Annotated in this window: 21 protein-coding genes and 3 pseudogenes; 9 read left to right on the forward strand and 15 right to left on the reverse strand. The window is 68.7% G+C overall.

Annotated elements, in window-relative coordinates; all coding sequences use genetic code 11:
• Positions 1–171: 171 nt before the first annotated feature.
• The 5 genes and pseudogenes from QQS16_RS42340 to QQS16_RS42360 all read right to left on the reverse strand — a co-directional run.
• A complete protein-coding gene (locus tag QQS16_RS42340) occupies positions 172–2,766 on the reverse strand; it encodes a M48 family metalloprotease (RefSeq protein ID WP_286067973.1) in 2,595 nt (864 codons plus the stop codon).
• 15 nt (positions 2,767–2,781) lie between these two features.
• Complete coding sequence (locus QQS16_RS42345; protein WP_286067974.1) at positions 2,782–3,309, reverse strand: hypothetical protein; 528 nt, start codon at positions 3,307–3,309, stop codon at positions 2,782–2,784.
• A 36-nt stretch (positions 3,310–3,345) separates the two neighbouring features.
• Complete coding sequence (locus tag QQS16_RS42350; protein ID WP_286067975.1) at positions 3,346–3,780, reverse strand: hypothetical protein; 435 nt, start codon at positions 3,778–3,780, stop codon at positions 3,346–3,348.
• Between the two features lie 118 nt (positions 3,781–3,898).
• The gene (locus tag QQS16_RS42355) at positions 3,899–4,345 is read right to left on the reverse strand and encodes a hypothetical protein (RefSeq protein WP_286068180.1); all 447 of its coding nucleotides are present in this window, start codon (positions 4,343–4,345) and stop codon (positions 3,899–3,901) included.
• Positions 4,346–4,487: 142 nt separating this feature from the next.
• Positions 4,488–5,474, reverse strand: a pseudogene (locus tag QQS16_RS42360) (transposase family protein); the annotation flags it as partial.
• Between the two features lie 362 nt (positions 5,475–5,836).
• Between QQS16_RS42360 and QQS16_RS42365 the strand changes: the two are divergent.
• Together QQS16_RS42365 and QQS16_RS42370 are read left to right on the forward strand one after the other, a co-directional pair.
• Positions 5,837–5,986, forward strand: coding sequence for a hypothetical protein (locus tag QQS16_RS42365; protein ID WP_286067976.1), 150 nt, complete (start codon positions 5,837–5,839; stop codon positions 5,984–5,986).
• A gap of 223 nt (positions 5,987–6,209) precedes the next feature.
• The gene (locus QQS16_RS42370) at positions 6,210–7,148 is read left to right on the forward strand and encodes an SCO1860 family LAETG-anchored protein (protein WP_286067977.1); all 939 of its coding nucleotides are present in this window, start codon (positions 6,210–6,212) and stop codon (positions 7,146–7,148) included.
• 179 nt (positions 7,149–7,327) lie between these two features.
• Here QQS16_RS42370 and QQS16_RS42375 read toward each other — a convergent pair.
• From QQS16_RS42375 to QQS16_RS42395, 5 genes and pseudogenes are all read right to left on the reverse strand, one after another.
• Positions 7,328–7,629: pseudogene (locus QQS16_RS42375) on the reverse strand (PIN domain-containing protein); the annotation flags it as partial.
• Between the two features lie 430 nt (positions 7,630–8,059).
• Positions 8,060–8,596, reverse strand: a complete 537-nt coding sequence (locus QQS16_RS42380; protein WP_286067978.1) for a hypothetical protein — start codon at positions 8,594–8,596, stop codon at positions 8,060–8,062.
• 522 nt (positions 8,597–9,118) lie between these two features.
• Positions 9,119–10,642, reverse strand: a complete 1,524-nt coding sequence (locus tag QQS16_RS42385) for a CHAT domain-containing protein (RefSeq protein ID WP_286067979.1) — start codon at positions 10,640–10,642, stop codon at positions 9,119–9,121.
• Positions 10,643–10,919: 277 nt separating this feature from the next.
• A complete protein-coding gene (locus tag QQS16_RS42390; RefSeq protein WP_286067980.1) occupies positions 10,920–11,195 on the reverse strand; it encodes a hypothetical protein in 276 nt (91 codons plus the stop codon).
• A 121-nt stretch (positions 11,196–11,316) separates the two neighbouring features.
• Positions 11,317–11,745 carry a MarR family winged helix-turn-helix transcriptional regulator gene (locus QQS16_RS42395; protein ID WP_286067981.1) on the reverse strand — a complete coding sequence of 143 codons (429 nt, stop codon included), beginning with the start codon at positions 11,743–11,745 and terminating at the stop codon, positions 11,317–11,319.
• A gap of 138 nt (positions 11,746–11,883) precedes the next feature.
• On the opposite strand from QQS16_RS42395, the gene QQS16_RS42400 reads away from it, so the two are divergent.
• The gene (locus QQS16_RS42400; RefSeq protein WP_286067982.1) at positions 11,884–12,768 is read left to right on the forward strand and encodes an MBL fold metallo-hydrolase; all 885 of its coding nucleotides are present in this window, start codon (positions 11,884–11,886) and stop codon (positions 12,766–12,768) included.
• Between the two features lie 72 nt (positions 12,769–12,840).
• Here the strand turns inward: QQS16_RS42400 and ypfJ are convergent, their stop codons facing one another.
• Positions 12,841–13,734, reverse strand: coding sequence for a KPN_02809 family neutral zinc metallopeptidase (gene ypfJ / locus QQS16_RS42405; protein WP_286067983.1), 894 nt, complete (start codon positions 13,732–13,734; stop codon positions 12,841–12,843).
• Between the two features lie 342 nt (positions 13,735–14,076).
• On the opposite strand from ypfJ, the gene QQS16_RS42410 reads away from it, so the two are divergent.
• Entirely contained in the window at positions 14,077–15,174 is a 1,098-nt protein-coding gene (locus tag QQS16_RS42410; protein WP_286067984.1) for a transposase domain-containing protein, read from the forward strand.
• Here the strand turns inward: QQS16_RS42410 and QQS16_RS42415 are convergent.
• The gene (locus QQS16_RS42415; protein ID WP_286067985.1) at positions 15,123–15,449 is read right to left on the reverse strand and encodes a hypothetical protein; all 327 of its coding nucleotides are present in this window, start codon (positions 15,447–15,449) and stop codon (positions 15,123–15,125) included. The two genes, QQS16_RS42410 and QQS16_RS42415, sit on opposite strands and share 52 nt — an antisense overlap.
• Positions 15,450–15,829: 380 nt before the next feature.
• Between QQS16_RS42415 and QQS16_RS42420 the strand changes: the two genes are divergently transcribed.
• A complete protein-coding gene (locus tag QQS16_RS42420) occupies positions 15,830–16,456 on the forward strand; it encodes an ATP-binding protein (RefSeq protein WP_286067986.1) in 627 nt (208 codons plus the stop codon).
• Positions 16,457–16,510: 54 nt separating this feature from the next.
• Here QQS16_RS42420 and QQS16_RS42425 read toward each other — a convergent pair whose 3' ends face one another.
• A complete protein-coding gene (locus QQS16_RS42425) occupies positions 16,511–16,933 on the reverse strand; it encodes a hypothetical protein (protein WP_286067988.1) in 423 nt (140 codons plus the stop codon).
• Positions 16,934–17,164: 231 nt separating this feature from the next.
• On the opposite strand from QQS16_RS42425, the gene QQS16_RS42430 reads away from it, so the two are divergent.
• The 3 genes and pseudogenes from QQS16_RS42430 to QQS16_RS42440 all read left to right on the forward strand — a co-directional run bounded on the left by QQS16_RS42430 (position 17,165) and on the right by QQS16_RS42440 (position 19,028).
• Positions 17,165–17,542 (forward strand): nuclear transport factor 2 family protein, encoded by a 378-nt coding sequence (locus tag QQS16_RS42430; protein ID WP_286067990.1) that lies wholly within the window; start codon positions 17,165–17,167, stop codon positions 17,540–17,542.
• A gap of 2 nt (positions 17,543–17,544) precedes the next feature.
• Positions 17,545–17,886 carry an alpha/beta fold hydrolase gene (locus QQS16_RS42435; RefSeq protein WP_286067991.1) on the forward strand — a complete coding sequence of 114 codons (342 nt, stop codon included), beginning with the start codon at positions 17,545–17,547 and terminating at the stop codon, positions 17,884–17,886.
• A 267-nt stretch (positions 17,887–18,153) separates the two neighbouring features.
• Positions 18,154–19,028 (forward strand): annotated as a pseudogene (locus tag QQS16_RS42440) (IS5 family transposase).
• Between the two features lie 21 nt (positions 19,029–19,049).
• Here QQS16_RS42440 and QQS16_RS42445 read toward each other — a convergent pair.
• Positions 19,050–19,499 carry a nuclear transport factor 2 family protein gene (locus tag QQS16_RS42445; protein WP_286067992.1) on the reverse strand — a complete coding sequence of 150 codons (450 nt, stop codon included), beginning with the start codon at positions 19,497–19,499 and terminating at the stop codon, positions 19,050–19,052.
• Positions 19,500–19,709: 210 nt separating this feature from the next.
• Between QQS16_RS42445 and QQS16_RS42450 the strand changes: the two genes are divergently transcribed.
• Entirely contained in the window at positions 19,710–20,663 is a 954-nt protein-coding gene (locus tag QQS16_RS42450) for an IS481 family transposase (protein WP_286067993.1), read from the forward strand.
• Position 20,664: 1 nt separating this feature from the next.
• Here the strand turns inward: QQS16_RS42450 and QQS16_RS42455 are convergent, their stop codons facing one another.
• Positions 20,665–21,216, reverse strand: a complete 552-nt coding sequence (locus tag QQS16_RS42455; protein WP_286067994.1) for a GNAT family N-acetyltransferase — start codon at positions 21,214–21,216, stop codon at positions 20,665–20,667.
• Between the last annotated feature and the right edge of the window lie 139 nt (positions 21,217–21,355).

The raw sequence follows: 21,355 nt of genomic DNA on the forward strand, positions 1-21,355 counted from the left end.
GGCTTGCGCTCAGGTGCACCAGCTCCCAAGGCAAACCGATGGCCGCGCTGTCACGCATGGCCAACCGCGACACGTGATCCGCATCTGCAGGGGCGACACCGTGAGGCGGTTCCGGAGGCGATCCCGCCTTGGTCGCCTCCGGCGGCCACGCGAGACCGGGCGAACAAAGCACTAGGGAAGGTTGCGCGGTACGGCTCCTTCTGCGGCACAGAGGGTGCGGATCTCCTCGACCCGGGTGCCGAACGCGCGGGTGTCCTGGTTCCGCGCTGCGGTGAAGAGGCCCTGGAAGGCGGTGGCGAGCCGATCGTTGCCCGCGAGGCGGGCCAGCTGGACGGCTTCGTATAGCTGGGCATTCGTCTCGGCGGGGGACAGCCGGGGGTCGAGCATGCCGTCGAATGTGCGGCACGCGGCTGCCGAGGACACCGTGGGAGCGCCGGGCTGTGGGGGCGTGGTATTGGGTGTCTCGCCGGTCGCGCCCGAGGTGAGCGCGATCCCCAGGACGGCCGCAGCCGGGACGCAGGCCACGGTCATCGCGAGCTGCCGGTGACGGGGCGGAGAAGGAAGGCGCGGCGGTGGCGGTACGGCCGGACGCACGCTTCGCATCCGGAGGACGAGCAGGGCTGCCGCCAGCCCCATCAGCGCGCACAGGAACCCGCCGACCAGGATCCTCAGCAGGGTGTTGCGTACGAGGTGAAGAGGGAGGGCGGCCGTACACGTGCCCGGGCGGATGGCCAGGGCGTCGACGCAGCCGGCCAGGACGACTCCACCGAAGAACAGCGCGGTCAGCAGGCAGCCGGTCAGGAAGGCGGCCATCAGGGCGAACGGAGCGGTGAGCCGGGCGTACTGCTCACGTACCAGCAGGGCGGTAACGGCTGCGGCCATGCCCTGGAGCATTATCGCGACGCCGATCTGCCAGTAGGTGAACGCCAGGACGAAGCCGTCCTGGTCTCGTTCTTGAAGGGAGACGCCCTGGTGGAGCGCCGTCCGGAGTACCAGCTGGAACACGGCGAAACAGCCAGCCGCGAGCAGGCTCGTCGCCAGTACGGTCCTGATCCACCGCAGGTCGGGGGACGCACCCCGCCGCCACAGGGCGGCGACCGGGAACAGCCACAGTGCCACGACGGCCGCGACCACCGGTGTCCACTGCGTGAACTGGAGCATCATGGGGTGTTCCACTGCGGCCCACAGCCAATAGGGGCCTACTGGCGCCGCCGCGTCGACCACCTCGAACAGCTGGTGCGTGGAGGCATTGATCGGGCCGAGGCCGTCGGAGGTGTCGTAGAGGAGCATCCACCCGCTCAGGAGCACGGCGAACGGGACGGCGGCGGCCAGCTGTCCGACCGGCCACGTCGCGCCGGGAGGGTGGGCCTGGACGGCGTACCAGACGGCGGCGGTCCGTGCGATCCATGCCACGAATGCCACCACCAGCACGCACAGCACGACCGACCAGGCCACAGCGGCGGGGCCGGGCCACAGGTTGCGGTCCGTGAGGACGATGCCGTTCTGGGGGGCGAGCGGCTGGCCGACGATCAGGCCGACGGCCAGGCCCAGAGCCGGCAGCGCGGTGGGGGGCGGTGTCCCGGTGGTGCTATGGGCAAGCAGAGCAGCGCGCCAGACTCCGAGGCCGACCACGGCGAGGGCGGCGGGTACGCAGACCAGCACGATCGTCCACCGCGCGTCGAGGGCGTCCAGTCGGTTCAGCAGCCACAGCAGTGTGAGCAGGCCGTTGGCGGCGACGGAGACGGCGAGCCCGGCGGCGAGGCATTCAGCGAACCCGATCCGGAAGAGTTCCTTCGGGCAGCCGATCTCGTCTGCCCGTCGTGCGACGGGCGGGTGCAGCGCCAGCGGCCCCCGACGCCACCATGGCGCGCGATGCGCGGTGCCGGGGCCGAGCGCCTCCAGCAGTCCCGGGCCCGCTCCCCACGAGGCGACCCGCGCATCGGCCCCGTACTCGCGCGCCCGCAGCACGGACGCGCAGGTCAGGGCGACGAGAGCGACCAGGACCAGGGCTCGCCAAGCCACCCCGAGGACCTCCCCCGGCGGGGTGCCGAGCAATGCCACGGCGAGCGGGAGCAGCCCCGTCGGAACGAAGGCCAGGGCCAGGGCCATTGTGAGGTAGGTGACGTCGACGTCCTTGTTCCGCAAGTGTGCCAACTCGTGCAAGACGATGCCGCGGAACCGCCCGGGTGCCCGGCCGAGAGCCAGGACGGTGCCCTGGTCCAGGAACACCCGGTGGTGACTGCGTCGCCCAAAGGCGCGGGCATCCGGCGCGTGCACGCTGCTCACCAGGAACTCGGGCGGCCGGGACAGGCCGGCCTCCCGGCACAGCGCATGCAGACGCTCCAGCAGGGGAGCCTGGTCAGGGTCGCTCGGGGACAGTGGCTCCATCCGCTGGCGCCTCACCAGGAACCCGGGCAGGAGCAGGTAGATGACCGCCGCCGTTGCCGCGAGCAACAGGATGCCGGTGAGAATCCACCATGCTTTCTGCCGCTCATAAGGGGCGATGCACGCCAGGAAGCCCTGCGCGTGAGCTAGACCGTCGGTCCCGGAGCCCTGTTCCGGCGGTGCTGCCGCACACTGCCGGTAGACGGCAACGGCGTGTTCGCCGTCGGGAGCGATCGTGAAGTAGAGCAGGTTGTGGATGAAGACCATCGTCCCCACCAACGCGGTGACGACGAGCACGAAGCGGAACTTGGTGCCGCTGGGCAGCGCGAACGGATCGGGCGACAGGGCGGGCGCGGGGGCACCGGCCGGTGCGGTGGTCACAGCACCACCGGCCGGTCACGCGCGCACGCGGGCCGCACCCGCGAGCGCGTTCGACAACAGCCGTGCCTGTTGCTCCGGTTGGCCCGCCTCGCGCAGTGTCCGGTACGCCTCCGCCCGCAGCCACTCCACCTGCTCGGGCGTGAGGGCGCTGTGCAGCCCGGCCTCCTCGCCGTCCGGGGCCAGGCCGCCGGAGTCCCCGGGCCGCCGGAACAGCGCGCTCAGCCACGTCCGCACCGCCGTGCCGCTCCGGCCGGCGAGATCGCCCGTGAACGCCTCGACGAAGGAGGAGAGGGCTCCCTGGACCATGGCGAGGGCGAACGGGGTCAGCAGCATCACGACCTCGGCGGTGCCGGAGCCCACCATGCTCCCCGGCGACCGGGGCGAGTCATCGGCCGCGTTCTTGAGTGTTTCTGCGGGGTCCCGGAAATACGCACGGCTGGTCATTCCGAACAGGACCAGTTCCTCTGGAGCGACCTGCTCCAGCACTCTGCGTGCCACCTCGCGCACTACGTCGTCGTCCACCACAGCGGATTCGTGGCTCACCGCAGTCTTCCCTCCTGACTCTGCGCTTCCCGAACTTCAGCTGATCTGCCGCACATAACTCACGCCGTCCAGCATGAGATTTTCGAAGACATATCCGTCACCGGCATCGAACTCCTCGATGGACCACGACCTGTAGAGGATCGGCCCGCCCGGAACGTAGAGGGTCATTTGAGAGCTCTCCACGACTGCGGGACCGTCCAGTGTCGCGCCGCCCCGGTAGAGCAGGCTCACCGTTCCGTCGGCGAAGAAGGTGATCTTGTCGACCGGCGAGCTGGGTGTCCCGTCCCCGTCCCATGCACCGACGAGTTCCGCAGGAACCCGGCCCCGGACAGCCTCACTTTGCGCCGCCGAGGATATGGGCGGCGGAGCGGGAAGACCGAAAGTGGACGATTGGCCAGTGGATTCGGGAGATCCCCCTCCGCCGCAACCGAAAAGGAGCGGTACGGCCAGCACCACTGCCGCTCTGGCCATGAATGCAGTATTGATGACGCCCCCTACGCACCGGACTCAACCCGGTCGGGTGATGGTGCGTACCGTTGTTTATCCGACGATACGGAGGCCTACACCTGCCTGGCCGAGATGATCGCATTCACTCGACAGGAAACACCACTTGGTCGAATGCATTCGCCATCCCGACAATTAAGCCACCAGACCAGTCGGAAAATGTCCCGTTGCCTGAAGCATCCGATCGGCGGCCCAGCGAGTGGTCCCGCCTGCTCCATCGCGGCCGCGGGGCGGCGGCCGACGCCGGTACGGGGACCGTGGGAAACTCGCACGCGCGGGGATGGCCCCGAGGGGAGGGACAGTGGTCCTCCAGCACCGGCCACAGACGCAGGCAGCGGCGCAGGAAGTCCTTCATCGGCTCCGTGTCGCCCTTCCTATACGCGTCATAGGCGGAGCGGGCCTCGGCAAGGACGGACGGCTTCAGCCGCTTCGCCCAGTCGGCGACAGACCGGACTCCGGCGAAGAGGTCGGCCATATGGCCACCGATGAGGTCCGCCATCGTCGGGAGGGTGCGCAGGACCTCCTGCATCATCCGCGGCACTCCCACCTGGATGGCGAAGCACGGGGCGAGCGTTCCTGCCAGCTTCGCCAGGCTTGGCAGCGGGGGAATCAGAGCCGGGAGACCTTCGAACACCGGGGGCCAGGCCGAAGTGCAACGGACGAACGAGTTCACCGTACTTGTGCAGAAGGTTCAGGCAGCCCGTGAAGCCGAGGGCCTTGATCTCTTCGAAGAGGTGCTGGACGGGGACGCCGGGGTCTTCACTTCGGCGTTTGCGCAGGTGCTCGCGGTAGGGATCGACCAGGCTGGCACGGTACTTGGGGACGCGGAGCATGCGCTCGGGCCGGTCGGCTCGGGCGTGGCGTTTGACGGTGTTCAGGGACAGTTGCAGGCGGCGGGCGCATTCGAGCAGGCCCACGCCCTTCTCGAGCAGGCCATGAACCTGATGCCGGCGTTCGAGGGTGGTCTGAGCGCGGGGCCCGTCGTAGATCGGCGCGTCCAGTACGGTGGCCCAGCAGGCACTGTGTGCCTTCACCTCGCTCAGGGCGGCTTCGCACAGGTTCTTCCATAAATGCCAGCTATCACCGACTTGCACCGCGTCGGGCAGGGTGCGGCGGATGGCCTCGGCGTAGGTGGCTGAGCCGTCGCGGCACACGATCTCGATGCCCGGATGCCCGCGCAGCCACGCTTCCAGTGTGTCGGCGGTGCGGTCGGGCAGCACGTCGATCCGCAGGGTTCGCAGGGCCGTGTGACGGGACAGGCCCACCGCGAGTATCGCCAGCAACGTGATCCCGCCCGGCCCGCTAACTCTTTGACCACGGCCTTGACCTGCCTGGTCAGACGAACGGTGCGACGTTGGTATCGCTCCAGTACCCCGGGCACCTGTTCGCGGAAGGTGTGGCGGCAGCCTCGCGTGGGACACACCAGGCGCCGCACCCGCACACGGACCACCACCCGTCGCCCGTCGACCGGAACGTCGGCCACCGTCCGCCAGTGATAGCCGTGCACCCGTCCCGACGACGCCCCGCATGCTGGGCAGACCGCGGTGTCCAGCGGCCTCCGGGCCCGCACCACGATCCGCTCACCCTCGTCGACCACATCCTCCAATGACCAGCGGGGACAGACCCGAAAACACCGTCTGCACAAGCTCGTTGACATCCATCACATGAAGGGCAACGAACCTCACGACTCTCCGTCACCACCGAATGTGAGACAGGGCCGTTGATCAGACACTCCCGATGTCCGCCACCGCTGGCGGTGCTCGTCTGGTGGCCGCTCAACTACTGGAGGAGCCCGTGCGGCTGGTCTGCTGGTTCACCAAGGGCACGACCGCGACGGTGGAGCTGCCCGAGCAGGACAACCCACAATTGGTGCGCGACATGGCAGGCGGGTTGATCGGGCGCGGCGACGACCGTTCGAGAGTTCGTGCGGGCGACCCGCCGGTTCGCCGCGGCTATGGCCAAGTGCGGGCACGTCGGGGGCTCTGCGGAGCTCACCCGTGCTGCTCTCGTCGGGCAGCCGTGGGTGACCGGAGCCGCTCACGAGTCGATGATCCGCCGCAAGCTCGCTGCATTCGACCAGGACACCCAGGCGCTGCGTCCCGAGGTCCGCGAACTGGTGGGCGGACGGGCGTACGACCAGAAGCGTCGGCGGACTCCAAGCCGCTGCTGCTGACCGGCCCCGAACGCGGGTACGGCCTGGTGTACATCGACCGCACACGTTTGCGATTCAAACAGGAGTACCCAAACCTCCTCCTTGTGGTGAACCTCCGTGCGGCATCCGTCGGGCCGCACCCCGGCTCTGCAGGATGAGACTCTGCCACCTGATCGCCGGGTCACCGTCCCGGTGCAGGAACGGCACCTCTGCCCCCTCCCTTCGCGCGCAAGGACCGCCCACGTTGACCAGAATCCCGGCCCCGACCCCATCCGTCCGCCGCCTTGCCGCCCTCGCAGTCTGCGGCTTCCTCTTGGCATGCCCGGCCGTCGCGGGAGAGGCCGCCGCAGCTCCGGCAGCCGACGCGTCGAAGGGCAGCGCCACCGCAGCGGCCTTCCGCGCCGCGCTGGACGTCTCCGGGCTCGGAATGGCCGGATCGGTGCCCCTGCGAGCCTCGCTCAACGAGGTGCAGGCTCCGGCGACCGCCGAGAAGAAGGCCCTCGACGTCGCCCTCGACGGAGTCAACGGCGACCGCCCGGTCAATCTTCTGCAGGCCGACGTCGCCATGACGAAAGCCGATGTCGCGAGCGGCCGGGCGGAGGGAACCACCCGCCTCGTGCGGGTCCGGGTCCATGTGCCGGGGCTGCCGCTGCTGCCCGTGGTGGAGGTGGAGGAGGTGACTGCCACAGCGACCTGCGCCGCCGGACGCAAGCCGGTCGCCGAGTCCCAGGTACTTGGTCCCCTCACGGCGCTGGGCAGAGAGTTGCCGATGACGGACGGGGGCACCGTGGAGGTCCCGAACGTGGGCAGGGTGCGGCTCGCCCTCTCCCACAAGGAGACGACCAGCAGTACGGCCGCCGCCACCTCAGTCCAGTTGCAGGTCTCGGTGGACCCGTTGAATCTGGGCGTCAAGAAGGTGGAGGGCACCGTGACCCTGGCGCAGGCCACCTGTCAGTCCCCGCGACCCACTGCCGAGTCGGCCATCCCGACAGCGCCTCTCCCGCACACGGGCAGCCCAGCAGCGCCCCTCCCGCGCACGGCCAGCCACTCCAAGGAGACCGACCTGGCCGAGACCGGTGGCAACGCGCTCACCCCGTATCTTCTGGCGGCGGGAGCGGTCCTCGTCACCGTAGGCGCAGGGGCCACAGCAATCGCTCGCCGGCGTAGCCGTAGCCGCCATTGACGTCTCCGCACGCGTGGGTCCGGCCGAGCTTGCGGGAGCCCGCGACCTGGCAGGTCGCCAGGTCCTCAATGCAGTGGAGATTCCGCCGTCATCTGTGTCGCTTCGTTCGGCGCCGTTGTTTTGAGGCACTGCGGGCCCCGCCGGATTCCGGCGAGGCCCGCAGACGTCTGCTGCTGTGATCAGGGGCTGAGATCCAGTACGCGGACCGGCTCGCCCGCCCACCGGTGCGGGGCGGTGGTCGGATGATCGCGCCGTCGGGACGGTCCGGGATGGGCCGCGCCGCGTACTGGCTGTGCGCCGCGGCCCAGGTCTCCTGCCGCGCTATGTCCAGGGCGGCGGCCAGGTCCAGATCGAGGACGGTGATTCCCGGCAGGGAAGCCAGGTGTTCGGCCGTCCCGGGCCGGGCGCGATCGGCTTTCACTAACGCGCACGTCGGGGCGTACAGGAACCAGCCCGATTCGGCGTGGGCGCGGTGGATCAGACCCTGAGTGGGCGGACAAGGAAATCCACCCGGACGAGTTCGAGGCAGCATGGCTCCGAGCACGGCACGTCGACAGCGAGTAATAGGGGTCGACGCCACCGCGCAGCAGAGCCAGGACGGACCAGATCAACTGAGATGGCGAGTGAAATGGGCCAAATCAATCGAGATCGGGACCAGATCACCGAAGACGGAATATCTGCTATCGAAGTTGGACCGATTGATCACCCACGAGCAAGCCCAACGGTTGTTACTCCGGCCTGGGGTGCCGGGCCGCTGCTGAGCGAGAACAGCCCTTGGGCACGGGGCCGATGTACGACGGCGTCCTGGACCCCTTGTTCGACCTCGCCGAACAGACCCCGTTCGAGATCAGCTGGTTCCTGGATCAAGGACTCGCGGCCGTTTCTCGCCGACATGGCACCCGATCGCCTGCTTACTTGATCAGGGCGTTCGCGACAATGATCACCAGGCCGATCAGCATGTCCAGACCCCCTGACCGGCACGAGGACGGCCATCCGTGCCCGGCGGTGCGGGCGGTCCAGGCGCCCCAGCCGAACAAGGCGATGGTGTTGAACAGCAGGGCCGCGTCCACTGCCGTGGTCTCTGACCACCACCCGCCTACCGCGCCAAGCAGTATCCCCACCGTGGGCAGCACGGCGGCGACCAGTGGCCACTCGGCGAGCACCAGCCGCAGTCTGCTGGTGGTGGCTGCCTCGTCGACGGACGCACGCTGGGCGATGACGTGCGCGTACCCGTGGGCAGCGCCTGACGCCAGCGCGGTGAGCAGGACCCACAGCGCGTCCGGACCGGGATCTGCCTTCTCGCCCGTCGCGTCTAGCGCGGCCACCAGGGCGCTGGCCAGCACCAGTCCGTAGATGCCGCTGAACAGCGACTGCTCCGGCGGCCGGTGCCGCGAGATCCACCTTGGTGTGACGTTCTCGGGGCGGACAGGGTCGGCGTGGTCGGGCATCGCATCGCCTCGGTGCGGGAAGAGGGCTGGGTCCGCACATGCTCACCCGCGTGACGTCAGGGAACACGACGCCACGCGCTGCTCCGTCGGAACCCGGCTGAATATGGGGGCATCCCAGGCAGCTGAACGGATCGCCTGGACTCCCAGCCGCTCGTCGAAGTCGTACGGGTCGTCGACGGCGTCCATGACGCCCTCGGAGGCGGCGTCGAAGACGCCGGCGAACGCCTCGTGGAACCGGCGGCCTTGAGGGGTCGGCCTCCGCGTCCGAGAGCGAGGACGCCGACGCGAGCGGCAGCCCCGACGTCCGGTCGGCGACCGGCAAGCCCCCCGGCGTGTCGGCCCACCGCCACGCCCACGTTCACGAGCGCCGGCTCGGCCCCCACGGCCACCCCCACCACCGCGGCCCCGAGCCCGGACCCCTCCCCGACGGAGTGCGACCGCTTCCTGTGGTGGTGCACGTAAGGACTTCGCCTGTGCGAAGGCGGGACGGTCGTCGTCGGCCGCGTCCGGGGGAGAACTCCGTTACGGCCCGCTGTGGAGCGATGCCCACAGGTGCGGTCGACCGGGATGCTCGGCGCGCAGGTGCCGGATGACGCGATGGAGCGCGGTCGCCGCGTCATCGGCGGACGGTGTGTCCGGCATCAGCCGGTAGAAGTGATCGGCCGCGCCGGCCGCGACGCGGTCGTCCAGCGGCCAGAGACTCGCGACGACATGCCGGAACCCGGCCAGCTGGAACGCGGAGGCAAGGTGGATGGACTCGTCCGCGTGCCGCCGGCCGACGTGTCCGGTGGAGCACGCGGACAGGTATGCCAGTTCGGCCTCGTGGAGGTCGCGGCGGCCGATCTCCGCGATGGACAGCACACCGTCGTGGAGATGGAGCCCGCCTTCGGAGGGCGCGTGGGGGTCGGTGCCGGCGTGGCAGGCGAAGTGCGCCCAGCTCGCCTCGGGGAGCGCGCCGGTCACCCGGGCGGCGGTGGCCTGCTCATTGGTGAGCAACGGCATGTCCGGATGGGCCGCGTGCAGGCTCGCCGCCTCGGCGGCGGTGGCCGGCAGGTCCGGCAGGCCCGGGGTCCGGTCGAGGGCGACGGTGAGCCGGCGCAGGACCGTCGCGGCCGGACGTCTCTGGGCGCGTGCCAGGGCCCGCAGGGTGGGTGTGTACGACGAGAGCACCCGGTCGAGCGCCCCGGTCCGGTCGGGGTGCCCGGCCGCGTGCAGCGGCAGCAGCGCGAGCGGACCGGTCGGCATCCACCACACGCGGGGGAGTACTCCGTCGTCCGGACGGAGCCGGTGTTCGACTGCGTCGAGGACCGGTTCGACCGCCGTGTCCCACAGCCGGCCGAGCAGTTCCGTCAGCACCCGCTGCCGGCGCAACTCGCCGGTGAACGACCCGGCGTCGTGCGTCGCTTCCGTCAACTCGACGGCCCACGCCTCGGCATCGGCCAGCCGCAGGTCGGGCAGCGGTACCAGCAACGGGGGCCCGTCGGCGGTGACGACGATGCCGTCGCACCTCTGCAGTCCGGCGTTGAGCAGCACGACCGCCCCGTCGGCGGCGGCCGGTCGCAGCTCGCTCCACGCCGGCGGGAGCAGGAACCGGTCCAGACCCGGCAGGCGCCGGATCTCCGCCAGGACGGCGTCGTGCTCGGCCCACAGCCTTCTGCGCCGATCCACGTGATCGATGTCCTGGCCATCGGGCGTGGCCAGGTCCGGGGGATCCGGCGCGTTGAGGGCGTCGCGGACGCGGCTCAGGCGGCGGGCCAGTGCGGGGTGCTCGGCCGCCAGGTCCGCGAGGGGCGTCCGCAGCGCCAGCCGGGACGCCAGCAGGACCGACCGGCCCAGCTCACCGGCCTGGACCGCGCCGCCCGGGTCGTCGAGGGCACAGTGCACGGCGATCGTCTCGCCGACCAGTCCGTGGTTCGCGCCGAGGCGGTGCTCGTGGTCCGCAAACGAGGTCTCCCGCGCCGCGACCGACGGCAGCAGCTCCACCGCCGTGTCGAACAGCAGCCGGGCACTGTGCGGTTCGTCCAGCAGGTAGACGAGCCGGCCCACCGCCCAGCAGGCGCGGACCCGGTCGAGCGGGGGGCGACGTCGTGGCCGCGAGTGCGTCCTGCGCGAGCCGGACGATCCGACACCGGTCGAGGGGGCCGCCGCTGCTCCACCGCCTCCGGTAACAGGTCCCGAGGAGGTAGATGCGTGCCGCCCGGTTGGGATGGTCGCCGGGGGTGGCCGTGACCGCCTGTTCCGCGGCGTCGACGGCACGGTCGAGATCGGACACGTCGCCGGTCCGCTGGAACCGCAGCCGGTAGGCATAGCCGAGGCCGAACAGCTACCGCGCGCGCTGCGGGTGGCCGGCGGGGACCGCGGCGGCCGTCTCCCGCGCCAGGTCGACGGAGCGGTCCAGGTCGGCCGGGTCGCCCGAGTGCTCGTACCGTGTCTGGTGGACCCGCGCGAGGTTGAACAGGCGCAGCGCGCGGTCGGGGTGGTCCGCCGGTGTGGCCGCGACCGCCAGGAGTACGAGGTCGACGGCGCGGTCGAAGTCGGTCGCGGCACGGCTGCGCTGGGACCGATCCTGGTAGGCGGCCCCGAGGCCGTTCAGGTACATGGCCCGGGCCGGGTGGTCGTCCGGTGTGGCGGCCAGGGCCTGTTCGTGATGTGTGAGGGCCCGGTCCAGGTCGCGGCAGGCTGCCGTTGTGCCAGAACCGCTGCTTGAGGGCGCTGCCGAGTCATGAACGGATGATGGCCTGCTCGAGCAAGTCGTGAAGGACGCGCTGCTGCTGGGGGGTGAGGCCGGCCAGCGGTGAGTCCTGGGCGAGGAGTTCGAGGAGCCGTTCGCGGAGGGCAGTGCCCTCCGCGTTGAGGACGAGGTGCTTGGCGCGCCGGTCGGTGGGATGCGCGCGGCGCTCGACTAGGCCCTGCTTCTCGAGCTTATCGACGACGAAGGTGGCGTTGGAGGGCTCGCAACTCATGCGCTCGGCGAGCTCCCGCATGGTTATCGGCCCGGTCATCTCCCGCAGCGCGGTCGCCTGGGCTGCCGTCAGGCCAAGGGTGACGGCGCGTGCGCGTACGTGATCCGCGATCTGCTGGGCCAGTCCGTTCACCAGACCGCACAGCTCTCGCTCGGCGATGGCCTGCGCTTCCGGGGGCGTCGTCATGCGTCCCACCCTAGCAAGTCCATCAAGCCAGAATAATTAGAGCTTGAATGCTTCTAGCTTGATGCTTATGGTGGCGTGGTCGTCGCCGGGAGACCCGGCGACGAGCTGACACACCGAATGGGGAGAGGGACCATGGTGATGAACTCCGCGGTTGACCAGAGCGAGCGGCTGCGGCGGCCCGCGGGTATCCGCTCGGTATGGCTGGGCGACACGAGGGTGTCCTTCGTGCCGGACGGGGACGTGCGGCTTCCGCCGCGCGGTTGGCTCCCGGACACCACCGACGAGGTGTGGGCCGGACACCCGGACTACCTGGACGCCTCCGGCCACCTCGTGGCGAGCATCGGTGCCCTGCTGGTGGAGAACGGCGATCGCGCGCTGCTGATCGACGCGGGGTTCGGGCCGCAGACGCTGCCGCCCGATCCGGGCACCCCCCGTGGCGTCATCCATGGGGGTGCGCTCTTGGGCAGTCTGGCCGAACTCGGCCGCAGGCCGGAAGAGATCGAGGTGCTGGCGTTCACGCACCTGCACCCCGATCACCTCGGTTGGGCCTGGCACTCCGCCCCGGGCGGTGACCGGCCCGCGTTCGCCCATGCCGACTACCTGGTGTCCGAGCCGGAATGGGCCCAGCGAGACCTCCTGGCGACGCACGGCATGGCCGAGGAGATCACCGGCCTGGCACCGTATGTGCGCACGGTGACGGACGGTCAGGAGATCTTCCCCGGTGTGCGAGTCCGGATCACCGCCGGTCACACGGCCGGGCATGCCGAGTACGTCATCACGTCGGGCGGGCGGCGGTTAATCGCCTTCGGCGACGCCCTGCACTCACCGATCCAGGTCGACCACCCCGAATGGTCTGCGGCCGTCGACCACGACCCCGTTCGGTCCGCCGACCACCGTCGCCGTCTCGTCGTCGAGCTGAAAGAACCCGACACAATCGGCTTCGGCATCCACTTCGCCGACGTTGTGTTCGGGCAGGTCCGGCGGGACGGCGACGGTCCCGCCTGGCGCCCCCTGGACGCCTGACCCGCCGGTAGGAGGACCGTCATCAGACCCCCGGCCGGCTCGGACCTCTAGCCCTGTAGTACTAGGGCGGCGTCAGCGGAAGGTGTCACACCGTGTCATGTCCCCGGTACGGTAGCCACGGTCGAACCACTCCTGCCGCTGTTCGGCCGAGCCGTGAGTCCAGGTGTCGGGGGTCACCCGCCCCTGGAACTTCTCCTGGATCCGGTCGTCGCCGACAGCCGCAGCCGCGTCCAGCCCGTCCCGGATGTCCGCGTCCGTAAGGCTTGTGATCAGTGGCCTGCCCGTGGACTCGTCCTTGACAGTCGTCGCGTTGTGCGCCCACACGCCCGCGTAGCAGTCGGCCTGGAGCTCCGTCTTGACCGAGGCACTGTCCGCACCGGTCAGCCCGTTCTGGGACTTGTCCAGCGTTCCCTCGAGGTCCTGGACATGGTGCCCGTACTCGTGTGCCACCACGTAGGCCTGAGCGAAGGGCCCGCCGCTCGCTCCGAACTTCGTCCGCAGCTCGTCGAAGAAGTTGAGGTCGAGGTAGACCTTTCCGTCGCCGGGACAGTAGAAGGGACCCACCTCGGACGTAGCGGTACCGCACGCTGTACTCACGCGTCGGCTGAAGAGCACCGTCGGCGCCTCTGTGTAGGCGACCTGGCGGCGCGCGGACTCCTGTCTCCAATAGTCCTGAACGCTGTTGACCACCGCCACGATGCGGCAGTCGTCTTTGGTATTGGCATCCTGTCCGGTACGGCAGGCCTGCTCGACGCGGGCGAGGGAGGACGAGGCCGCCGGCGCCGGCTCATCGCCACCGGAGGAGAGGCCCAACTGGTCGGGGCTGATCCCGAGCGCGAGTCCCACGACCAGTGCGACGAGGCCGGCGATACCGCCGCCGATGGTCGCTCCGCCACCGGGGATCCGACTGCCACGCACGTCCTGTACCTCGGTGGTGTCCAGACGGGCATTGTCGTCGAACTGCATGGAGGACCGCCTTTGCCGCATGTCGTTGCCAGGTCGCTGCTCCTTGTACCCCGTTTGCCATGCCCGGCGCCCTGCGAGCGGTCAGCACCGTCCGCCGCGTGAGAGGGTCCCCGGCCGGTCCGTCAATCCGCGTCGTTCCCGGCACCGCCCACGACAGGACGCGGGCGAACGGCATGCGTCCAAATCCGACGTTGACGGGAACCCGGGACTTGGCCCAAGGCCGGGTAGTTAGCGTTTTTGCAGGTCACGCAAGGGAGCTGAGGAAGTCCTGACGCGCAGCAACGGAGCTCGTTGGTACAGGCAGGCAGTCGTCCAAGACAGCTTGTTCCCGAAGGAGCTCCGTTGCCCGGTCATTGTGTCCTGCCGTCGCCGCTGGCGACCATCACCCGTACGGTCACTGTGGCCGCGAGTCGGTTCGCGCCGGGCCATCTGGGAGAGCTGACGCCGGTCGTGCCGTTCGAGCTGGTCGATGCCGTCTTGTCGGAGACGCGGACCGTGCAGCGGCGGCTGCGGGATCTTCCCTCACGGGTCGGGGTCTACTTTCTGCTGGCGACGTGCATGTTCCCCGAGGTCGGCTATCGGCTCGTGTGGGCCAAACTGACGGCCGGTCTGTCGGGAATCCCGGTTGTCCACCCGAGCACGAAGGCACTCCGTGATCTGCGCCGCCGACTCGGCAGCGCGCCGGTGCGTGCGTTGTTCGAGGTGCTGGCCGGGCCGTTGGCCAGGCCAACCATGCCGGGGGTGCGGTTCGGCCCGTATCGGACGGTGTCGTTCGACGGCGGCAGCTCGATCAAGGTGCCTGACAGCGAACGCAACCGGGGCTGGCTGGGGCGGTGCCCGCACGGCGGGTATCCCCAGGTCGAGCTGATGACGCTGGTCGAGACCGGCACCCGGGCCGTCATCGCGGCGGTCTTCGGCCCCACCCGGGAGGGCGAAACCTCCTACGCCACCAGGCTGTTGCACCATCTGGGCCCCGAGTTGCTGGTGCTGTGGGACCGGGGCTTCGACAGCAACGACTTCCTCACCGCCGTGCACGCCACCGGCGCACAGGTCCTGGGCCGCATCCGCCAGCGCCGCCGCCCACCAGTCCTTCAAACTCTCGCCGACTCCTCCTACCTCTCGGTCATCGGCGGCGTCCCGGTGCGCATCATCGAAGCACTGCGCCCGCCGACGACCCCACGACGGCGGGCGCAGTGCTGCCCACTCACATCTGGAGGATCCGCCCGTGCTCAGTCCCCGACCGCCGCCGGATCGGCCGGCCCCGCCCCATGCGCCCCGGCCCCCGCAACCCGCACCAGCCCCGCCGGCTTCCCGGGCCTTGGAGCGGGTGATGGACTACCGCGACCAGGACAAGGAGCTGGCCGACGTCGACCTTGCCGAGGAGGCAGTCAGTTGAAGGCGTCGGTCATGCAGTCCACCCGGCAGTCGCAGGCCTCATAGCGCTGGCGGAGGGCGGCAGCTGCTTCTTCGCGCTCCACGAAAAGGTACCCGTAATGCTGGCGCGCCACCCTGGTCACGTCTCCGACCGTGACGATGGCCGGTTCGTCGTGTGCGGCCCGGCGGCGCGCTCCGGCGATTGCCATGTCCGCAGAGCGCAGCAGGTTTCGGGAACGGTCCCGGATCACGGCTGCCTGGGCCCGTTTAGCCGAGAGGGGACGCAGGACACGTCCCCTCCAGACGTAGCCGGCGGCGACAAGGATGAGACCGAGCGTCACGAACAGGAGTCCGCCGGGGGCGTGAGGTCGCATCTATCCAGTCTTCACCACTCGCGTGGTGATCGTCATGCCCGCGTCGGCGGAACTCGACCGCCACGGCACCGAGTTGCTGGTCCAGGTAAGAGCTGCCACTGCCCGCAGGAATACGACGGCAACGGAATAGGTGCTCTGCGCCAGTACCGCTGCGCACCCTCGGCGGCTGCCTTCTCCGAACTACCGAGCATGTGCCGATGCCCTGCCCGACGAGCTTGAGAAGAGGAGAACGAACCGCAGTCCGGCGGTTGCACAAAGCGGTCAAGAAGCGGGACATTGCGCCCGAATGCTTTCGCTGACACCCATTGTTACAGTAGCTCGCGATCACGCTCCCGCATACTTCTCAGATGGACACACCGAGGGCTTCCTGGCGCAACACCACTCACGGCTGGGCCAGCACCGTCGACCTTGACCATCTTGAGCACATCCGCCAGAACTCAGCCGCCTTCGCTCCCGGCGGCATCCTGCACTTGACCCTGGAAGTCGTCGCCTATGTGGCGGACGAGGCCGAAGCTGGCCACGGCGGCCTCTGCCAGATCACCCTGCACGCAGACGGCTCGGTGGCCGTCGCCGACAACGGACGGGGCACCGACACACGCGTCGATGAGCTTGGGCGCATCGTGAAGAAGCCGGTCATGGCAACGAAGGACCTCCGGTTCTTCGACAACCCTGATGCGCCGTCCCTCCCCGACACACACATTCGCCGGGGCATGTCTGTCGTCGCTGCACTCAGCACGTGGCTCATCCATAGCAACCGCCGCCTCAACGGTTCCTGGACCCAGCGGTACGAACACGGCGTGCCCACTACTGACCTGCGACCGATCGCTGATGACCTCACGACCGGGACCACCGTGCACTTCCTCCCAGACGAGCCATTGCGTACCACCAGCAGCACCACGTTCGGCGACCTGGCCCAGCTGACCCAGTCGTGGCAACACCTCTCCATCGAGATAGACGACCGTCGAGGCACGTAAGGCGGTCATTTTTCAAGCAGTGATCGCGTCGCGAATCCTCCTCCAAGGGTTCGTTCAGAGCTGGTTACGAAGGCTCCGGAGGCGGGCGGCCACGGCAGTGGTGCGATCAACGATCTCTCGGAAGGAAGGAATTCCCAGGTCGACGGACTGCTGCTGCCGGGAGATCTGCGCGTCAAGTTGGGCAAGCTTCTCCTCAGCGTGGGACAGGCTGCTCTGCAAGCCTTCGAGCTCGCCGAGCCAACCTTCACGTTCGGCTTCCAGGATGCGCGCGAGGAGGTTGTCGCGGATCTCGACGAGCCGTGGACGTTCCGTCGCGTGGACGATGAGGACGGGACAACGTACACAGGCGTGTTCATGAGCGCAGTCGGTTCTGTATGCGCGGCCGCAGTCGCCCAGGGCGAGCTTGCGGCGCTCGAAATACCCGAGGAATTCGTCCCATTCCTCTGGGGTGACGGACCGCGACCTGGCCTGGATCAAAACAGCGCTCCATGCTGCTACCGCAACCCGTCGCCGACGAGGTCCACACATGGGTGGGCGTGCTGCGCGGCCAAGTGATTGTTTTTGAACCGCGGCTGGCCTTGGGTGGCAGCCAGTGATCACGTGGATGCAGGATGCTCACGACTTCTGACAGCACCTTGTGCCGTGGCTCGCTTCAGGTGATCTATCCGCTGTGCGCGGGTGAGAAGCGTTTGTAGGGTTCCGTCCGCCATGACCGACGAGAGCGAGCGTGCAGTGCAAGCAGCCATAGATGCCGAATTTCGGCTGCTTGATCCTGAGGTGCGTGCCATTCCAGACCGGGTGTTGGAGCTTTTGGATCCGGAGTTCACTGAGTTCGGCGCGTCGGGACGCCGGTGGGATGTGAAGTCCATCCTCGCAGTCACGAGCGGCGGAACGGTGACATCGGAGTCTCCGGTGCAGGTCAGCGAAATGTCCGGGGTCGTTCTGGCTCCCGGCGTCGTTCATCTGACGTACTTCGCCGAGAACCAGGGGCGTCGGGCCTGGCGAAGCTCCTTGTGGCGGCTGACGGAGACGGGCTGGCGCATGTACTTCCACCAGGCAACTCCTGTTGCGTCGGAGGTCGAGTAGCCATGCAGGTCACCGGTGGCGACGGAGTAAAGATCGTCTTCGAGACCGTGGGCAACGGACTGCCGCTGGTGCTGCTGCACGGATTTTTCGGAGACCGCACCACGTGGCGGTCGGCCGGCTATGTCGACGCCCTCGCCAGCAGTCATCGCCTCGTCCTCATCGATGCCCGTGGCCACGGTGGAAGCGATGCACCCCACGACGTGGACAGCTACCGGATCGACCGTCAAGTCGAGGACATCACCGCCGTACTCGACGAGCTGAACATCTCTCGGGCGGTGTCTGGGGAGCATCGATGGGCGGCATCGTCGGCTTCAACCTGCTGGCTCGCCATCCCGAACGGCTGACCGGACTGATCGTTGGCGGAGCCCATGCCGACCGCGTCACCGCCACTCCCGGCGAGGTTCAACGGGAAGCCGAGCTGTTCCGCGTTCAGGGAACCGCGCCGTTCATCGACGTGCTGGAACGTCAGGGCTCCCTCCCAGCATGGATGCGTGCAGCGATGCTGACCCGATCCGCATGCTCTGGCAGCGCTGACCGTCGCCCTCGCCAGCCGCGACGGCGTCCTAGGGTCTGTTGCGAAAGTAGATCTTGGTCGTGAATGATCACTTCTTGTGGGGCGTGGTGATCTGACGAATGGCCAGTGGGCCCGGCTGGAGCCGTTGTTGCCGAAGGGTGTCAAGCCGGGTCGTCCACGGGTGTGGACGCGGAGGCAGCTGATAGACGGCATACGGTGGCGGACCCGTACTGGTGCTCCGTGGCGTGATGTGCCCGAGCGCTACGGCCCGTGAGACCGGGTCTACGACCTGTTCCGGCGCTGGCAGCGCGATGGTACCTGGGCCCTGATCGTCACCCAGCTCCAGGCCGAGGCGGACGCGAAGGGCCTGATCACCTGGGAGGTGAACGTCGACTCCACGGTCTGCCGGGCCCACCAGCACGCCGCCGGGGCGGCGAAAAGGGGGATCTCCAGAAGGAGCCGCCCGGCGGCATTGCCGTCGAGCCGGCCGACCACGGTCTCGGTCGGTCCCGCGGCGGGCTGACCAGCAAGATCCACCTGGCAGTCGAGCAGGGGCAGAAGCCGCTGGCGGTGGTGATCACGGGCGGTCAGCGGGGTGATTCCCCGCAGTTCGAGTCGGTCCTGGAAGCGATCCGGGTCCCCCGGCTGGGCCTCGGGCGGCCGCGCAAGCGCCCGGACCGAGTGCGTGCCGATAAGGCGTACGACTCCCGTAGCAACCGAGCCTACCTGCGCAGACGCGGGATCAAGGCGACGATCCCAGTGCCCTCGGACCAGGTCCGAAACCGCCAGAAGCTCGGCTCCCGGGGCGGCCGGCCGCCGAAGTTCGACAAGACCGACTACAAGCAGCGGCATGCCGTCGAGTGCGGGATCAACCGTCTCAAGCGCCAACGTGCCGTGGCGACAAGGTACGACAAACTTGCCGTCCGCTATGAGGCGACTGTATTGGTCGCAGTCCTCAACGAGTGGCTGTGACCAGCGGATTTGCAGTCGGTCTCAGTCCGTCGGCGCGGACCCGGCACAGGCGTCGGCGATAGCCTGAGTGTCCCAGTAGAACGGACGGACCTCGGCGATCTGCCCGTCCTTGACCTTGATCGTTTGCAGGATTGGGAAGCTGAGTTCACGGCCGGTCGCACGAGCGCGAGCACGGACCTGAGTGAGCACGACCGCAGTCTCACCGGTGGACAGAAACTCCTGCTCCACCATGTCGAACGTCTCCCACACCTGTCCCATCGTGAGGAAGAACTGCGTCATTCCTTTGTGCCCACGCCAAGTACCTCCGTATGGCAGAGCATCCGCCTGGTGCAGCTCGACATTCGACGCGAAGAAGGGGGCGAGCAAGTTGAACGAAGCCTCGCCAGGGCCTCCGGCCGCCAGGTACTCGGCTTCAGCCGCATACATGCCGGTGAGGACTGTCACTGAGTCTGTAGTGGATGACATCGTCATGGCGTCAGCATGATCAGCAAAGGCGCATCTTGCTCGCGGAAATCAGACATCGTTGTGCGACACGGTCAGCACTTTCGCAACACGCCCTAGGTGTTCTGTCCCGGGAGGTTGTGGACGAGGGAGCCAGATCTCGGCTGAGGGATCTTGAAATGAGTGAGGGCCTTCCGGTTCGGTGTGGATTGCGACGTCTACACCAACAGAAAGGCCCTCGTGCCCCACCGTAATGCACCCCTGACCGAGACCGGCCGTCTGCGTCTGGCCCGCTGCGTGGTCGAGGACGGCTGGACCCTGCGCAGGGCCGCCGAACGCTTCCAGGTCTCGCCGACCACCGCCCAGCGGTGGGCCGACCGCTACCGTCGATCCGGTGAGGCAGGCATGAGCGACCGCTCCAGCCGCCCGCGCACCAGCCCGCGCCGGATGCCGACCCGCATCGAGCGGCGGATCATCAAGGTCCGCGTTCTGCGCCGCTGGGGACCGGCCCGCATCGCCTACCTGCTGCGGTTGAACCCGTCCACGGTGCACCGGGTCCTGGCCCGCTACAAGCTGGCCCGTCTCGCTCATCTCGACCGCGCTACCGGGCGGGTGATCCGCCGCTACGAACGGTCAGCGCCGGGCGAGTTGGTGCACGTGGACATCAAGAAGCTCGGCAACATCCCCGACGGCGGCGGCCACAAGACCCTGGGCCGCCAGGCCGGCCGCAAGACCCGCTCCGGCGTCGGTTACAGCTACCTGCACAACGCCGTCGACGATCACTCCCGCCTCGCCTACAGCGAGATCCAGGCAGATGAGAAGAAGGAAACCGCAACCGCCTTCTGGGGCCGGGCCCAGACGTTCTTCGCCCAGGCCGGGATCACCGTCCAGCGGGTGCTGACCGACAACGGCTCCTGCTACCGCTCACGCGACTGGCGCGAAGCCCTTGCCACAGCCGGGATCACCCACAAGCGAACCCGCCCCTACCGGCCGCAGACGAACGGCAAGGTCGAGCGCTTCAACCGCACCCTGCTGGACGAGTGGGCCTACGCCCGCCCCTACCGCACAGAGACTGAACGACGCGACGCATACCCCGGCTGGCTGCACACCTACAATCACCACCGCGGACACACCGCGCTGAAAGGCCAACCACCCGCCAGCCGCGTCCCCAACCTCACGGGTCAGTACACCTAGCTCAGCCGAACGGTGGGACCGAAGACCACACGCCGAACCACTGCTCAGCGCCCCACTCCTCGAACCGCTCCACCTCGGTGAACCCCAGCTTCGCCGCAAGGCGCATCGAGCGGTCGTTGGCGGTCTGGGTGCAGAGGACCACCGGCTCGCCGGGGAGCGCGTCGGCGAACCAGTCGAGTGCCGCTGCGCACGCCTCGGCGGCGTACCCGCAACCCCACGCTTCCGGCAGGAACATGTAACCGAGCTCGGCCTCCCCAGCCTCCGGACGAACGTGTCCCGGGCGCTCCGCGTTGCGCCGATCGAGAAGCGTGATAGTGCCGATCATCGCTCCGTCGAGAGCGACCACGAAAAGGCCAGGGCGCCGCCCGGGTATCTCGGGCACCGCGCGTTCGAGCTCATCACGCGGGCGAGGGCCACCGAGGTAGGTGCGCACCTCTGCTGAGGCGAACAGCTCGATGAACGCCGCACGGTCCCGGGCCTCGGACTCCCGGAGTACGAGCCGTTCGGTCCCGATCGGAGCAGGTGGCCAGGCGACGGCTCCGAACTCAGTCATGGCGGGCAACCTATCGCACCCCCGTGAGGGGGATCCGAAGGGAGAAGTACTAGCCCGGAGTCCCCCTCTCGCCGAGTCCTGCTCGGGTTTTGAGGCAGTCGATCTGCACCCCAGCGTCGAGGAACCCATCCACCTGACT

Source organism: Streptomyces sp. ALI-76-A (genome assembly GCF_030287445.1).
Classification (GTDB): Bacteria; Actinomycetota; Actinomycetes; order Streptomycetales; family Streptomycetaceae; genus Streptomyces.